We start from the raw sequence: 15054 nt of genomic DNA on the forward strand, positions 1-15054 counted from the left end.
TCCGTTACGTCGGGCTTATTTGACTAGCTCACGAACGCAGCAAGCAGGGCAATCGCTCATGAACTGGATCACCAATTATGTCCGTCCGCGGATCAACTCGATCTTCTCGCGCCGTGAGGTGCCTGAAAATCTGTGGACGAAATGTGGCGAATGCGGAACCATGTTGTTCCATCGTGAACTGGCCGACAATCTGAATGTCTGCACCAACTGTGATCACCACATGGCGATCACCCCCCGCGCCCGGTTTGAAAACCTGTTCGATGGCGGCATCTTCACCGAAGTTGAGGTGCCCACGCCGATCACCGATCCGCTGCAATTCCGCGATCAGAAAAAATACCCTGAGCGGATGAAAGCCGCGCAGAAGAAAACCGGTGAGAAAGAGGCCATGCTGGTCGCCACCGGCGAAATGGGCCGCACCCCGATTGTGGCCGCCTGTCAGGACTTCTCGTTCATGGGTGGCTCCATGGGCATGTATGTGGGAAACGCCATCATTGCCGCCGCTGAAAAAGCGGTGGAGCTGAAGCGCCCGCTGATCCTGTTCTCGGCCGCGGGCGGCGCCCGCATGCAGGAAGGCATCCTGTCACTGATGCAGATGCCGCGCACCACCGTGGCCGTGCAGATGCTGAAAGAGGCAAACCTGCCCTACATCGTTGTACTGACCCACCCCACCACCGGGGGTGTGACCGCGTCTTACGCCATGCTGGGTGATGTGCAGATTTCTGAACCCAATGCGCTGATCTGCTTTGCCGGTCCCCGTGTGATCGAACAGACCATCCGTGAAAAACTGCCAGAAGGCTTCCAGCGCGCCGAATACCTGCTGGATCACGGCATGCTGGACCGCGTGACCAAACGCACTGAGATGCGCGATGAGCTGATCTCCATCACCCGCATGCTGCTGGGCCTGTCACCCGCGATCAAAGGCGACCTGCCGGCCCCGGCACCTGTCGCCGCCAGCGAAGACAAACCCGAAGAGAGCCTGTCAGAGGCCCTCGGCGGCGCCGAGCCTGACGCAAAATGAAGCAGGGTTCCGACGCCGTGCTTGCACGGATGATGGCGCTGCATCCCAAAATCATCGATCTGACGCTGGACCGGGTCTGGCGTCTGCTCGACGCTTTGGACAATCCCCAAAACGCCCTGCCGCCTGTGATCCATATCGCGGGCACCAATGGCAAAGGCTCGACCCAGGCGATGATCCGCGCCGGGCTTGATGCGGCGGGCAACACGGTCCATGCCTATACCTCACCCCATCTGGCCCGGTTCCATGAACGGATCCGTCTGGCCGGGGATCTGATCTCTGAGGCGCATCTGACCGAGATCCTGGATGAGTGCTACGCCAAGAACGATGGCGGCAACATCACTTATTTCGAGATCACCACCTGCGCCGGCCTTCTGGCCTTTGCCCGTACGCCCGCAGATTTCACCCTGTTGGAGGTGGGCTTGGGCGGGCGGCTGGACGCGACCAATGTGATCGACCAGCCCGAACTGACCATCATCACCCCGATCTCGATCGACCATGAGCAATTCCTTGGCAACACGCTGACCAAGATCGCTGGTGAAAAGGCTGGCATCATCAAACGCGGCGTTCCTTGTGTTGTTGGCCCGCAGCCCGAAGAGGCGATGGATGTGATCGAGGCCACCGCCGCCCGTCTGGGCGCGCCGCTGATCGCCTATGGTCAGCATTGGCACGTCTGGGAAGAACGCGGCCGCCTGATCTATCAGGATGAACGTGGCCTGTTGGACCTTCCGCTACCAAACTTGCCCGGCGCCCATCAGATCCAGAACGCCGGTGCTGCCATCGCCGCCCTGCGCCATCTGGGCAAGGATGACAGTGCCGCCGAGGCCGCCGTGACGCAGGCCTTCTGGCCCGCCCGCATGCAACGCCTTGCCGAGGGTCCGTTGGTCGAGGCCGCCCCCGAGGCCGAGCTGTGGCTTGACGGCGGGCATAACCCCGCCGCCGGTCAGGCCATTGGCAGCCATCTGGCCAGCCTGCCGAAACGACCGACCCATCTGATCTGCGGCATGCTCAACACCAAAGATATCTCGGGCTATCTGACCCCGATGATGCCCCATGTTGCCAGCCTGATCGCCGTGTCGATCCCGGATGAGCCAAACTCCCTGCCCGCTGAAGAGACCGCGCGTATGGCGCGCGAGGTTGGCATGCAGGCCTCTGAGGCCGACAATGTGCAAAGCGCCCTGGCGGCGATCGTCGCGGAGGAGCCCAACGCGCGGGTGCTGATCTGCGGTTCGCTCTATCTGGCGGGCGCGATTCTACGTGAAAACGGCTAACGAATCGCTCTGTTGACTGCTTCGCACCGATTCGCTTAAGGTCGAATCACCGAATTCGAGGGCGGTGATCCACCGCGTGATCCCGGGGGGGACACGTTCGACGGGTTGCACAGGCAAGATGCGCTGGCACCGAAGGCCAGACCGAAGACGTCAGGCAGGGCAAGAAAGAGGGGTCGGGTCAACGGCCCCCTTTTTTGTTTAGGCCCCGCCTGTTACCGCTGGTCCCATGATCGATGTTTTGCTTCAGACCCTGCCCTTCTTCCTGCTGATTGCTGTGGGCTACGGCGCCGGCCGGACAGGCTTTTTCCCGGAAGAGGCCACCGCCTGGCTCACCCGTTTTGTCTTTTACTTCGCACTGTCGGCGATGCTGTTTCGGTTTTCCGCCAACCTGACCCTGGCAGAGGTTTTCGATCTGCCCTTTGTCTGGGCCTACCTCACGGGCACAATGGCGGTATATCTTCTGGTCACCGGCGTGGCACTATTGCGCGGTCGCGGCGTCGAAGAGGCCGCGGTTGAGGCCCAATGCGGCGTTGTGGGCAACGTGGGTTTCCTCGGCGTGCCGATGCTGGTCATGCTGCTGGGCGAGGCCGCGATTGGACCGGTGATGCTGGTTCTGGCCTGTGACCTCATCGTCTTTGGCAGTCTGATCGTCATCGTCATCACCGCCCGCCGCGATGGCCGCCTGTCCCCCGGCGTCCTGCTCAGCGTCGGCCTGGGACTGCTGAAAAACCCGATGATTGTCTCCATCAGCTTGGGCCTTTTGTGGTCCGCGTCTACCTGGAAATTGCCCGGTTCGATCAATGATTTCCTGGCGATTTTGGGCGCCGCCGCCACCCCCGGCGCGCTCTTTGCGATCGGTGCCTCGCTGGCCAGCAAATCGGCCGAACGTCTGGCCGTGGCGGCATGGCTCAGCTTTGCCAAACTGGTGTTGCACCCCGCCGCCGTTGCCGCGACGGCCTATTTTATCTTCTCGGTGGAGGCCTATTCAGCCGGCGTGATGATCGCCGCCGCTGCCCTGCCCGTGGCAGGCAATGTGTTTATCCTGGCGCAGCACTACGGCGTGGCGCCACAGCGGGTTTCGGCCACCATCCTGATCTCAACCGCGCTCAGCATCCTCACGGTATCGGCGATCATCGCCGGTCTGTGATCGGGGCAATCCTGTCAGCAGATCCTGCAGCGGTGTGAAAGTGACAGAAAGGATCCGGGCCTGCGCCGTCGTCCCTTCTGCGGTTTGCCCCGCCCAGCCCTGCAATCGCTGATCCGCGGCCCAAAGGTTAAAGAACAGATAGCTCGGCACCGCGGGTAATGCTGAGCTCTCCGCCCGAACCTCATGCAACAGCCGCCCCTCGACAAACCAGCGCAGCCTGTCGGGATGCCATTCAAAGGCATAAAGCCTCGGACCATCCGCAGCATCAAACCCCAGCGGCACCACGTGACTGTTCAACGCACCATCCACCCACCAAGACAGGTGCAGCTTGCGGGTGTCTTTCCCAAGAAACTCGATATCAATTTCATCATGACGGGTGCCATAATAGGGGCCTGTGTAAGTGAAAAACCCGGTCACCACCCCAGCGCCACGCGCCGGCTGCATCAGAGCCTCATAGCGACCAAAGTGGCTGGTGGCCGTCCGCCTGAGCGATGCGCCGGCAAACCCGTTGTCTTGGTTTTTTTGTGGCCTGAGCCTCAGCGTTGCACCCGCTGAAATCCGGACGTTCCTGCGTTCCCAATCGGTGTCAAAGTCCGGATGCGAAAACTGATAATCGGCAATATGCCAGTCGTGCCTGTTGGGTGGGTCAAAACGCTCTGTAAAGCCTTCATTCCTCAATTCACCGCTTCCTTGCGCGCGCAACACTGGCATGACCAGCGAGTTTGATCCTGGCGCCTCCACCCCTCTGCCCGGTTCAAAAGGCAAGCGCGCCCCGATACAGGCGTCACACGGGTATGGCTGTTGTGCCCCGTCGGCGTTTGCAACGGCTTCATCCGTCTGCCCTGCACGCAAATCCAGCGCAGGTGCCGGATTGGCGAGGGACACACCCAAAGCCAGCGCCAGACGCCAAAACCCTAGCCATTTGATCGACCCCATATCTCTGCCCCGTCAAGGTTAACATTCGTTAACACTAACGGTGCAACGAGACAGTTTTCTGCAAATTTTCAGTAGTTATGGTTAATGGATTGGTCTCGCACCGCCGGCCTCTTTACCAACGCAGGTATCCCAAGGTTTAGATAAGGAACTTAACGCACACAGGTCTTTGCCCAGAGCTCAACCCGGCGATTTTCCACCGCCGTTGTTGCAAACCCGGCGAGCGGTTGCGCCTCCCCAACACCCAGCACCTCCTGCACCCGCGTTGGATCGTCCAGCTGCGCCTTCAACACCTCAGCCACTTGCGTGGCTCGTTGCAAAGACAGGGCTTCATTCACCGAAGCACCGCCGACACTATCAGAATGACCGACCAACCTGAGGCAGGTCTGGCGCATCAATGAAATGTTCAGAACCTCAGACAGTTGCGCGATCTGAGCTTTCGCCGCCGCATCCAGACGGCTGCCGCCAGCGGGGAAGAACACATGCGATTCCCGCATCCGCGCCGCAAGACCCTCCGCAGCGCTGGCGCCGTCTGCTTCACCCGACGGGCAGCCTTCAGCAATCAACTGATATTGTGCATAGATTTGGTCACACACCGCCTGCGCGGGCTGTGATGAGACCGGGCTCCCCCAGGTCAACAACAACGACACAGGCCATACGAGCCACCACAGTCTTCGATCTAACGTGAAACGATTCATTGGGACCTCCGTCGCTGAAACTAGCAGCCCCGTGCTAACGAAAGGTGAACGGATCGCAGCGATCGGGTAGCCGACGCGCGCAGCCAAACGCCACCCGACGCAAACGAAATAATCACGCAGCCATTAACTGATTGTTGTGATTCTTCACACAACGGTGGAGCTATCAACGGCTCTGCGGGGCCTGAAGGAGGCAACGAATATGCAGGACACAAAACCATCACGCCACACCTGGATCGACGGGCTACGCCTGTGCGCCGGCGTGTCGATGGTGGGACTGCATGCTACGTCAAATTCTGCCGGGTTGCCGTTCCCGGAGGCCACAGCGGCGGAGCGGATTGCCCCAATGCTGCTACGCGCCGTCCTTTATATGGCCCGGACAGAGCTGTTTTTGCTGATTTCAGTGTTCCTCTTGCTGCTGTCGCTGGATCGACGACCGCGTGGGTACCGGGCCACGATGGCGCAACAAGCCCGCCGGCTGCTGCCGCCGTTTGTCTTTTGGACCCTGTTTTACGCCCTTTATAACCTGTTGAAAGCGAGCGCTTTTAATTACCATCCGCAGGCGTTGGCTCAGCTGACAGATCCCGTAGCATGGGCAGGCTTCCTAGTCTTGGGGGATGTGAAGTATCACATGCATTTCATCCCAACGCTGATGGGCCTACTGCTGCTTTATCCACTGTTTCTGACCGCCGTGACGCGCCCTTGGATGGGGCTATTGGTCGTCTTCGGCCTGCTTGCAAAATGGCATCTGGACGCCTGGGCCTACAGCACGCTTTGGGACAGTCCCAGCCTGCCCTATGTGCTACGCGCGATAAAAATCCTGAGCTACAGCGGCTACGGGTTTGCGGCTGCTGCCCTCGCTGGCCTGTGGCTGAGACACGGGTCAAAGTTGGCCAAGCAGACCCTCTGGCCCCTTCTCACGATCTGTATCGTTTTCGCACTGGTGCTTCTGGGGCTGAAGCTGCAAGCCATGGTGATCGTCATTCAGACCGGCGCTTGGGCCTACGGAAATGAACCGGGCTATTGGGCGGACTTTCTGATGCCCTTGGTCTTGATGAGCCTCACCATGCTGCTGTGTGGTCGCAATTGGCCTGAAAAACTCTCGGTCTGGGCGCCCTATTCCTTCGGCATTTACCTGTGCCACCCCACTTTTCTCGATCTCGCCGAAATCTGAATCCCTGCAAGCTGGTCACCAACCCAGCACGTCGCGGCGAAGATCGCCTTCACCCTACCAATGACCATTTGTCTGATCCGCACAATTGCCCGTAGCCGACATCTCGGCTGGACCATCGGGCTTGGTCCATTGCCCCAATTCACCGTGCCGAAGCGGCAGTCGCTGCGCCCCTGAAAGGAGAACTCCATGCTCATCAACGCCGAAACCTACGGTCGCATCTCAATCCTGCGGGCCAGTTCTTATCGGCTGACGTCATCGGACCTTGGTCCATTGCTCACGGCGCGTGAACAAATGATGAACGATGGCAGCGCAGCCATGATTGTTGACCTCGCCAAAGTGCGGCGGGTCACCTATGCTGGCTTAGGGGCACTGGTTGAATTTACCGCGCAGTTCAAACTTGGCCAGCCTCTGGCCTTCTGCAATGCCAATGCCTCTGTGCACCGGTTCATCCGCCAAAGCCCCGCCGAGCAGCTGTTGCCCTACTATAAAACCGTTGATGAAGTGTTGCAAACCAGCGATTTCCGCCGCTGCCAGCTGGCCGGCACCAAAGCGCTGTTGCTCTGCGCCGGCAAAGGCACCCGCATGGCCCCGCTCAGCGACGACACGCCAAAACCGATGCTGGAACTGTTCGGCAAGCCGATCCTGTCGCACCTGCTGCAGCATCTGGGACGCTTCGGCATTCAGGATGTGATGCTAAACCCCGGTCATCTTGGCGATCAGATCGTGCAGAACGTGCCACGATCCCCATCACACAGATTGCAGTTTTTCAACGAAGGCCAACAAACGCCGCAGGGCTGGCAGGCCCATGCCATCGGATCCGCCAGCACCCTTGCCCGGTTGCAGCACCGCCACAATGCCATCGATGATGATGTGTTTGTGCTCTGTGGCGATGCGCTGACAGATATCGATCTGGCAGACATGATGCGGCTGCACAAATCCAGCGGCGCTGAGGTCACAATCGCCGCCCGCAAGGTGCCACGTGCGGAGTGTTCCAAATACGGGATCCTGCAGATTGACCGCAGCGGGCGCATCCGGGCATTTCAAGAAAAACCGCAGCCACAAGAGGCGAAATCAACCCTTGCCAGCGCCGGTATCTACATCATCAACCCGCGCGCCCTGACCGGTCTGGGAACTGCAGAGGGCCTTGATATTGCAACAGACCTCCTGCTCGCGATTATGAAACGTGGCGGCCATCTGCACAGCTATGTTGCAGATTTTGAATGGGTCGACATGGGCAACCCGAAGGATTACGCACTAGCCCATTTTATGGCGCTCCGTGGCGAGGTGAAAACACTGTCGCCCTCGGGCGAACAGAAACGCCCCGGAATCTGGATCGCGCCGGAGGCGCGGGTGTCACGCCGCGCCAAACTCACACCACCCTGTTACATCGGCCCCGGGGCAACCGTGGACGCCGGGGTTGAGCTGCAAGGCCCCTGCGTCATCGGCGCCGGCAGCCGGTTGAGCGGCCCCTGCCTGATTTCAAACAGCGTTGTCCAACCCCGCACCTGGGTCAAACCCGGCGCCTGGGTTGAAGGGCAAATCACCTCTGCCCGCTGGTCGGTAGAACACAAAACCGCAACGGGGCAAAAACCACGCCCCTCCTTCGCGCGTTTGGATCAAATTGGTGCCGCCGACACCCCTCCCCCTGCGCTGCAGCAGTCAGGTATGTCAGAGGTTTCGGCATGAAACACCTGAGTCTGCTGTTATTGCTAATGCTACCCAGCCCAATCTGGGCAGAAGATCGCTTCTGGATTTTATGGGAACGCTATCGCCACGTCGGGCAAGACTGTCCAAATGGAGCTGGTTGTATCGTCAAACGCGAGTTTGTCAGCCGTCCACTGACGCCAGAATACCCCGCCAATATCTACCGCATGTTCGGTGTGATGGATCCCCGGAGCAGCGCATTGCCGGTCGAGGCTGAGCACCCCGATGCCCCTGCGGTCTGCACGCCACAGCAGACACAGTTGGCCGTTGGCTTTGACCCGTTGGAATTGCCGCGATCCCTGAAGATTGAAGCCCTGCGGGGAATTGAGGCGATCCATGTCGATCTGACCAACCTGAAGTCCCCGCCGGGATTTTCCAACAGTTTTGGTTCTGAGATACATCGTGACTTCGTAGCGATGCTAACAAAGGCCGGGATTCACGTCGTTGACAAGGACACCATCGCCACTGTGCCAGGCCACCCCACGATGAGCCTGTTTTTCTCAATGCGCGATCCGGACGGTCACTGCCTCTATGAATACTCGGTCTTCGCCAGCCTCAGCCAAGAGGTGATGCTGGCGCGTGACATTCGGATCAAAATCACCGCAGGGGTGTGGTCTTTTTCGACCGGCTCCACGGCTAAGAATCACCGCGGCGACGAACGCAGCGCAATTCTTCGGGTGGCTGAAGCCTTCATTCGCGATCACAGGCAGGTAAATCCCCGCTAACCCCTTCGTTCTCCGGCTTTGAGGCATAACATGCAGAGCGCCTATTTTTCAAAATTTGAGTATCGAAAGCCGCCGCATTTTCCGCCCTTATCACCGTTGCGTCAGGCCGCCTGGCACTTCTGCGCCGGGTTAACCATCGGCTTCCTCGCGTTGTATCTGCATTGGCGCTGGACGGCGTCACTCAATCCTGAGGCGATGATATTCTCGGTCGCAGTCGCCACTGCTGAGACGCTGTTTGCACTCGGCACCCTATTGTTTTTCTACGATATTTGGCAGGAAGGCGACACGCCGGACGCGTCTGCCACATCCGACATCACCGATAATGCTAATACGCAACCAAGGCCAATCACCCGGATCGATATTTTCGTCACAACCTTTGACGAGGGCTGCGAGGTGGTCGCGCCAACTCTGGCCGCCGCACAGGCCGTGCGCTGCCCAACCGGTTGCGACTTGCAGATCTACCTGCTGGATGACGGAGCCAGACCCGCGATGGCCAAACTGGCAGAGCGCTACGGCGCCCGCTACCTGTCGCGTACGTCCAATATCGGGTTCAAAGCAGGCAACCTGCGCAATGGGCTGTTTCATAGCAGCGGTGATTTCGTCGTAATTTGTGATGCCGACACACGGCTTTTCCCAAGCTTCTTGGACAATACACTTGGCTATTTTCGTGATCCTAGCGTGGCCTGGGTACAGACCCCACATTGGTTCTATGACCTTCCCCGTGGCCAGACCGCCATCGCAATTCTGTTGCGAATTGCCCCGAAATGCCCTCGATGGCTGCGCAAATGGGTGTACCGCATCACCACCAGACACCGTTTTGCGGTGGACCCTTTTCTCAGTGAACCCACCGTCTTTTTTGATCTGATCCAACGGAGGCGCAATCGCAACTACGCATCCTTTTGCTGTGGCGCCGCATCGATCCACCGCAGGGAAGCGATTTTTGAAACCGCGCTTTTAGGTCAGAGGCGCACGAACCTGCTGCAGGCGCAAAATCTAAACATAAACGCGGCGCAGCTGCGGCATAGGTCGGGTCTGGAACCCTATCGGTTTCACGTCTCAGAGGACCTCTATACGTCAATTGAACTGCATAGTGTGCAAGGTCACCCCTGGCGCTCGGTCTACCATCCGCAGCCAGAGGCAAAAATGCTTTCCCCGCAAAGTGCCAAGGCCTTTTGCACCCAACGTTTAAAATACGCCGGCGGTAGCATCGATCTGATCCTGCGCCGCAATCCCATTTTCCGCTGCGGCATGCCCTGGCGACATCGTCTGCATTACGCGGCCACATTCTATGCACATCTGTCCGTATTTTGGACGCCACTGCTCCTCATGGCCCCCGCCTATTCGCTGCTAACAGGCCAAGCACCGGTCGTGGCCTATTCCGCCAGCTTCTTTCTACATTTTTTACCGATGGTTTTTGCCAATGAACTGGCCATGATCCTGACCAGCAAGGGCCATAGCCTCACCAATGGCCGCTGCTTGTCAGTCTCAACGCTACCATTGCAACTCAAAGCATTCTGGCTGGTGGCCCGTGGACATCGGCCGCAATTTCCACCAACGCCCAAAACCCTGTCCACAACCGAAGACATGCGGTTTCTTCGACCAAACCTGGTGCTTGCCGTTGCCTTATGTTTGATCGGCCTCTTTGGCATTTGGCAATTTCTGATGGGAAGCCCGAACTTTAGCCTGTCACTGCTCTTGGTGAACCTGTTTTGGCTCACCTGGAATTGCATCCTGCTACTCCAGCTCCCTTTTGCCGCCTGGCTGCACGCATTAGGCAGGTCGCCTGCCCCTCATCCCGCTCACTTGTCCCCACAAATGAAGGAAGCAATGACATGAGTCGCGCCACAAAAAACCTTTCCAGTCTGGTCTTTTGCGCAGGTCTGGCCGCCACAGCGGGATTTGCTATTTTGTCTGACGAAGGGTTCAGCTCCACAACACCCTACGCAGCCTTCCCTACCGAAAACGCTCTACTCGCGCTCAAACCTGGGCGCAGCCTAACGGCCGAAGACCACCGGGCCGCAGCGAAAGCGTGGCAATATTTTGAACAAAACTACCGTCCGGAGACTGGGTTAGTAGATGCGGTGGCGGGCTTCCCCTCTGGAACACTTTGGGATCAGGGATCCTACCTGCTGGCTCTTATGGCCGCGCAAAAGCTTGACCTGATCACAGATGCGGCTTTCAAGCTAAGGGTCGGATCTCTTTTAATGAGTATCAAATCAATCGAGCTCTTTGAGGGGAAGCTCCCGAACAAAGTCTACAACACGCAGACGCTTGCGATGGTTGACTACCAAAACCAACCTGTTCCTGGCGGGATTGGCTGGTCGGCACTTGATGTTGCGCGGCTGCTCTCGGCTTTCCGTATGCTGGAAGTTCATCATCCTGAGTTTGGCGCGGACCTTCGGGCAATCTTGACACAATGGGATCTGAGCGCCATGGCGCGCGAAGGCAGGCTTTATGGCGCCCATGCGACGGAATCCGGAACGGAATACTTGCAGGAAGGACGCATTGGGTATGAACAATATGGCGCTCGTGCCGCCGCGCTTTGGGGCTTGGATGTCCTGGATGCGGTAAGTGCCAAGCCAATTGTACAATGGCGCCAAGTTGCAGGGGTTTCATTGCCGATAGACCGCCGCAGTTCGGTGCGGTTTACTGCCATCACCCCAACGCTTAGCGAACCGTTTTTCTTGCAGGCTCTCGAATTTGGCCTTTCGGCCGAGGGGCACCTGATGACCACGAGAGTGTATCAGGCACAGGAAAACCGATTTCGCGATAGCGGCATCCCAACAATGGTGTCAGAAACCCATATCGATCAGCCGCCACATTTTCTCTACACGTCGATCTTCAGCAATGGGGAAGACTGGGCGGTTGTGGACGAAAGCGGCGAAATGTATCCGGACTTGCGCAGCATAAGCCTAAAAGCCACCTTCGCCTGGGACGCTATTTTTGAAACAGGCTACACACAAATGATCCGGCAGCAATTGGCCGATCTTGCTCATCCTGCAGGTTGGGCCTCTGGCAAATACGAAACAGATCTGCACCCGAATAAAATCTATACCGCCAATACAAATGCCGTGGTTTTGCAGGCGCTTTACTATAAGCAGTTTGGGCCGATGCTGACATCAACGTCCCGCTAAACGGGCTCCAGAGAAGCGCGTTTGAGCTACATCCAAGGGACGCCTCATCTTCTTTGCGTGTGGTTCGAATAGCGCACACTTGCCGGCATCAGGGTAGGCTAACGCGTGTCCGCTGACGCTTCGGGGGCCAAAACCGGCAACGCCGCGGAGGCAAAATAGTCGGACAACAGGCGATATTCGCGCACCGTTACTGGCATCGGCGGCTTTGCTTCTATCTCAATCCCGGGCGCTGCAGCCTCAACCTCCACAACTTGGGGCTGGTTGATTTCGCCCCATAGGGTTTCGAGCAGGTCTGACTGGGCCGGCTGAGAGGAAACAGTGTTCACACTCGGGGCATACATCTCCGCGGGTTCGGCCAGCACACCGTCATCCTGTAATTCTTGCTCTGCCAGCTCCAGAACGGCAACGGCCGTGCGCAGATCAAGACCCAGTTGTTCCACCAGATATGACAGTTTTTCTGTGGTGCGGTGTTGGGATGCCTGAACAGTTTGTGGTTCAATCATTGCTGGAGAGTGAGCGAGTTCAACTTCCGCCGTATCCGGTAGGTCTGCCTGCGGCATAGCCGGTTCTCGCAGAAGCTGCACCTCATCCGTCAGGTCAAGCAACAACTGCTCCAACCTAGCGGCCTCATCTAAGGCAGAGGCTGTATCCTCACCTGTTGCCACCTCAGCAGGGCGACGCAATTCTGTCACCATGTCCCGCAGTTCCTGCAATTGCGCATCGATACGATCGGGCGACAAACCAGCAGGCTCAGGGGCTGCGGGTTGCGTGATTGCAATGACTTGTGGCTGCGGCATCGGCGATTGCCAGGATGCTGCCTGCGCCCGCCCTTGGTTGGGCGTATTGGCCCGGGCATTTGGCACCGGCCAGCCGCGCGGCAAAACCGCGTAGTCCTGACGGGCCGCGACCCAGCGCAGGTAAGCCGTCGTGGCAACAAACCCCCGTAGCGAATGGCGGCTCACCTCTTCACCGCCCCGACGAACGATCAATTCCACCGATGAAGCCAAGAGGTTTTCCATCTGTAGATCAAGAGGTTGCAGCACCCGTTCGGGGATCTGGATCTCACTCACCCCTTCTGACAGGTAGAAACCATCGCCGGCGATCACCCCTTCAAGCGCCAGCTGCAACTGGCCCTGAGGCGTGAGAAAGACGGTCAGGCCCGCTTTGCGGCCATGGCATTCCTGGGTGCGCGATTTACACAGCACTTCGAACACATCGACATCCAGGCGCGGGTTGGGTGAAAACCGCGCGTAACCATCCGGATCAAAACGGAAATACACCCCTTCGACCAGACCTTCCTGAAAGGTTGGCCAACCGAAGGCGCCGCGCAGGGATTGCCGTGCCTCGCTGGCGCCAATTGCAAAGGGGATCGAGGTGTCCATGATGGCGTTTTCCGCGGTGAATTCCTCCACCCGAACGGGGGCTGTAGCGGTTTGCGCCAAGCTGTGGCCACCTGCGACAACATGAGAGAGCGCAACAAGCGCGAAGAGGCTTAAATGTTTCATCAAAAATCCGCCTTTTCCTGGATAGAGTGACGCAATGCCGGCAGCCAATCCCGCTTTTGCGGGGGATCGGGGTAATTTCGCCGCAACCGAATGTCCTGATCACGGTATGCGGTGTACCAAACCTCGGTCTCGCCGCGATAAGGGGTCAGAATTGTGCCCTGCACCTTATGCAACAGCGCCGTCAGAATGATCCCGTTGTTGTTGGCGGTGAAGATCGCAACGCGGCCCTGGCCCCGTTCATAAAGCCCTTCGTACATGCCATTTTCGGGATCATAGAGTTCGATCATCGCCTCAAAGAGGACATCTGTGTATTCACTGTCCCAAAGCGCCCAGAGGCCCAGCGCTGCCTTGGCTGAAACGGCCGCGTGATCGGGCACGTAATCCCCCCGTGGCGTGACCGTATTCCAGGGATAGCCATCGGAGAAAATCGTATCATAGGTGAAATAGGGGGGGCCTTTGACGTTATGCTCTGACCGTGCCGTCATGAAGCCGGTGCGTCGCCAGCGGTTTTCCTGCACCTGATATATCCGATCGGCGAATTCCGCACGCCAGCCATCGCTGTGCAGCCAATCCGGCGTGACATCATCATGGGGCAGATCAAATCCCAGCTCCATCCCGTCCTGCAGATAGGATTCCGTCACCACGTAGTTCTGGGAATGGAACACCCGTGGGTCACGGCCATCATAAGGCACCTGAACGCCAAAGATGGAGGCGGTCAGGAACGGCTCAGCCCGGTGGGCCAGCAGCGGGCGAAACCCCCAGAGGGCAAAACCTTTGGCGGCATATTCCTCATAGCCCAGCCGGCCCTCTTGCGCATACACCGTCTCCCCGGTTTCTTTGTCGACATAGGTTCCGAACATCAGCCCCTCATCGTCAATGACATTGCTGAAATCCCATTTCAGCAGCACGGAATCGATGGTGTTTGCCAAATAGGGGTAGCGGTTCTTGCAGATCCGCATCCAGACCAGGAATCGACCGATATCAAGGGCGGAATATCCGATTTCGCCGGGCTTATTGGTATAGTCAACCTTGGCGCCGGTTTTGGTGTGATACACTTTGTTCGGCAGCTCCTTCCGGAACAACTCCAGTGACTTTATCGTCGTCAGAAGCAGCGTAATGCGCTGATCAAATTCGGTTTTCTCGATGATACACAACTCATAGGCCGCGACCAAACCCGCGATATAGGATGCCGTGTCCCATAAGGTGGTGGAGGGGTAGTTGCCAACCGAATTGGCCAGCCCGGTGGTTTCCTGCGTGAACTTTTCAAAATAGTGCCAGGCCACCTTTGCGGCGCGTTTTTCCCGTTCACTTAGGAACCCGCGCCGGGCGCGATATTTCCGGACATAGGCGTTATGTGGCGTATAGCCCGAAAGGCGATCCAACCCGCGATCAAGCTTGTCAAAATAGTCATCCGGCATCTCGCACATCCGGGGTGGCGTTACGCGCAGCGCTTCGCCCTCCACCAGGCTGAGCGTTGCACTGGGCAGGTTGCCACGCATCAGGGCGGGAATGTCATCCAGCGCCCCACCGGCAATAATCGGTATGACCTCTTCTTCCTGTTGCAGGAAAATCTGCCGCGCGGTGACGCCCACTGAATAGCTGGTACCGCTGAGCACCAAAATCGCGGCGCATAACACTACCCCTCCCCAGAAAGGGGATCGTCGTTTGGGGGTGTTTGGTGTGCGTGGCATCACGGCCTCCGTTGCGATTCCCTCCTATGGAACACCAAAGCCCTTAACAAATAGCGACCA

General features: G+C 58.3%; 12 protein-coding genes. 8 read left to right on the plus strand and 4 right to left on the minus strand.

Annotated features, from left to right (window positions below):
* Positions 1-58 precede the first annotated feature (58 nt).
* The 3 genes from accD to ACORLH_RS19810 all read left to right on the plus strand — a co-directional run bounded on the left by accD (position 59) and on the right by ACORLH_RS19810 (position 3433).
* Positions 59-1018 (plus strand): acetyl-CoA carboxylase, carboxyltransferase subunit beta, encoded by a 960-nt coding sequence (gene accD, locus ACORLH_RS19800; protein WP_321830039.1) that lies wholly within the window; start codon positions 59-61, stop codon positions 1016-1018.
* Positions 1015-2286 carry a folylpolyglutamate synthase/dihydrofolate synthase family protein gene (locus ACORLH_RS19805; RefSeq protein WP_321830040.1) on the plus strand — a complete coding sequence of 424 codons (1272 nt, stop codon included), beginning with the start codon at positions 1015-1017 and terminating at the stop codon, positions 2284-2286. The genes accD and ACORLH_RS19805 overlap by 4 nt, the downstream gene beginning before the upstream one ends.
* A 226-nt stretch (positions 2287-2512) precedes the next feature.
* Entirely contained in the window at positions 2513-3433 is a 921-nt protein-coding gene (locus ACORLH_RS19810) for an AEC family transporter (RefSeq protein ID WP_321830041.1), read from the plus strand.
* Here ACORLH_RS19810 and ACORLH_RS19815 read toward each other — a convergent pair.
* Together ACORLH_RS19815 and ACORLH_RS19820 are read right to left on the minus strand one after the other, a co-directional pair.
* A complete protein-coding gene (locus ACORLH_RS19815; protein ID WP_321830042.1) occupies positions 3383-4369 on the minus strand; it encodes a family 16 glycosylhydrolase in 987 nt (328 codons plus the stop codon). The genes ACORLH_RS19810 and ACORLH_RS19815 overlap by 51 nt on opposite strands.
* A 149-nt stretch (positions 4370-4518) precedes the next feature.
* Positions 4519-4962, minus strand: coding sequence for an OmpA family protein (locus ACORLH_RS19820; RefSeq protein ID WP_321830044.1), 444 nt, complete (start codon positions 4960-4962; stop codon positions 4519-4521).
* Positions 4963-5263: 301 nt separating this feature from the next.
* Here ACORLH_RS19820 and ACORLH_RS19825 point away from each other — a divergent pair, with 301 nt between their 5' ends.
* The 5 genes from ACORLH_RS19825 to ACORLH_RS19845 all read left to right on the plus strand — a co-directional run bounded on the left by ACORLH_RS19825 (position 5264) and on the right by ACORLH_RS19845 (position 11798).
* Positions 5264-6235 carry an acyltransferase family protein gene (locus ACORLH_RS19825; RefSeq protein ID WP_321830045.1) on the plus strand — a complete coding sequence of 324 codons (972 nt, stop codon included), beginning with the start codon at positions 5264-5266 and terminating at the stop codon, positions 6233-6235.
* A 186-nt stretch (positions 6236-6421) separates the two neighbouring features.
* Positions 6422-7921, plus strand: coding sequence for a sugar phosphate nucleotidyltransferase (locus ACORLH_RS19830; protein ID WP_321830046.1), 1500 nt, complete (start codon positions 6422-6424; stop codon positions 7919-7921).
* Complete coding sequence (locus ACORLH_RS19835) at positions 7918-8664, plus strand: hypothetical protein (protein ID WP_321830048.1); 747 nt, start codon at positions 7918-7920, stop codon at positions 8662-8664. The genes ACORLH_RS19830 and ACORLH_RS19835 overlap by 4 nt, the downstream gene beginning before the upstream one ends.
* Positions 8665-8694: 30 nt before the next feature.
* Positions 8695-10500: a glycosyltransferase gene (locus tag ACORLH_RS19840; protein ID WP_321830049.1), complete on the plus strand. Its 1806-nt coding sequence runs from the start codon at positions 8695-8697 to the stop codon at positions 10498-10500.
* Complete coding sequence (locus tag ACORLH_RS19845) at positions 10497-11798, plus strand: DUF3131 domain-containing protein (RefSeq protein ID WP_321830051.1); 1302 nt, start codon at positions 10497-10499, stop codon at positions 11796-11798. The genes ACORLH_RS19840 and ACORLH_RS19845 overlap by 4 nt, the downstream gene beginning before the upstream one ends.
* Before the next feature lie 98 nt (positions 11799-11896).
* Here ACORLH_RS19845 and ACORLH_RS19850 read toward each other — a convergent pair whose 3' ends face one another.
* Positions 11897-13303 (minus strand): hypothetical protein, encoded by a 1407-nt coding sequence (locus tag ACORLH_RS19850; protein ID WP_321830052.1) that lies wholly within the window; start codon positions 13301-13303, stop codon positions 11897-11899.
* On the minus strand, positions 13303-14994 hold the full coding sequence (locus ACORLH_RS19855; RefSeq protein ID WP_321830053.1) for a DUF3131 domain-containing protein: 1692 nt from the start codon (positions 14992-14994) through the stop codon (positions 13303-13305). The genes ACORLH_RS19850 and ACORLH_RS19855 overlap by 1 nt, the downstream gene beginning before the upstream one ends.
* Positions 14995-15054: the final 60 nt, after the last annotated feature.

It is taken from the genome of Thalassovita sp. (assembly GCF_963691685.1).
GTDB lineage: Bacteria > Pseudomonadota > Alphaproteobacteria > Rhodobacterales > Rhodobacteraceae > Thalassobius.

Bases quoted from the DNA above. Each gene is read 5' to 3' on its own strand.
- ACORLH_RS19810 (WP_321830041.1), top strand. From the start codon at position 2,513: ATGATCGATGTTTTGCTTCAGACCCTGCCCTTCTTCCTGCTGATTGCT.
- ACORLH_RS19840 (WP_321830049.1), top strand. From the start codon at position 8,695: ATGCAGAGCGCCTATTTTTCAAAATTTGAGTATCGAAAGCCGCCGCAT.
- ACORLH_RS19805 (WP_321830040.1), top strand. From the start codon at position 1,015: ATGAAGCAGGGTTCCGACGCCGTGCTTGCACGGATGATGGCGCTGCAT.
- ACORLH_RS19850 (WP_321830052.1), bottom strand. From the start codon at position 13,303: ATGAAACATTTAAGCCTCTTCGCGCTTGTTGCGCTCTCTCATGTTGTC.
- ACORLH_RS19815 (WP_321830042.1), bottom strand. From the start codon at position 4,369: ATGGGGTCGATCAAATGGCTAGGGTTTTGGCGTCTGGCGCTGGCTTTG.
- ACORLH_RS19855 (WP_321830053.1), bottom strand. From the start codon at position 14,994: ATGCCACGCACACCAAACACCCCCAAACGACGATCCCCTTTCTGGGGA.
- accD (WP_321830039.1), top strand. From the start codon at position 59: ATGAACTGGATCACCAATTATGTCCGTCCGCGGATCAACTCGATCTTC.
- ACORLH_RS19825 (WP_321830045.1), top strand. From the start codon at position 5,264: ATGCAGGACACAAAACCATCACGCCACACCTGGATCGACGGGCTACGC.
- ACORLH_RS19830 (WP_321830046.1), top strand. From the start codon at position 6,422: ATGCTCATCAACGCCGAAACCTACGGTCGCATCTCAATCCTGCGGGCC.
- ACORLH_RS19845 (WP_321830051.1), top strand. From the start codon at position 10,497: ATGAGTCGCGCCACAAAAAACCTTTCCAGTCTGGTCTTTTGCGCAGGT.
- ACORLH_RS19835 (WP_321830048.1), top strand. From the start codon at position 7,918: ATGAAACACCTGAGTCTGCTGTTATTGCTAATGCTACCCAGCCCAATC.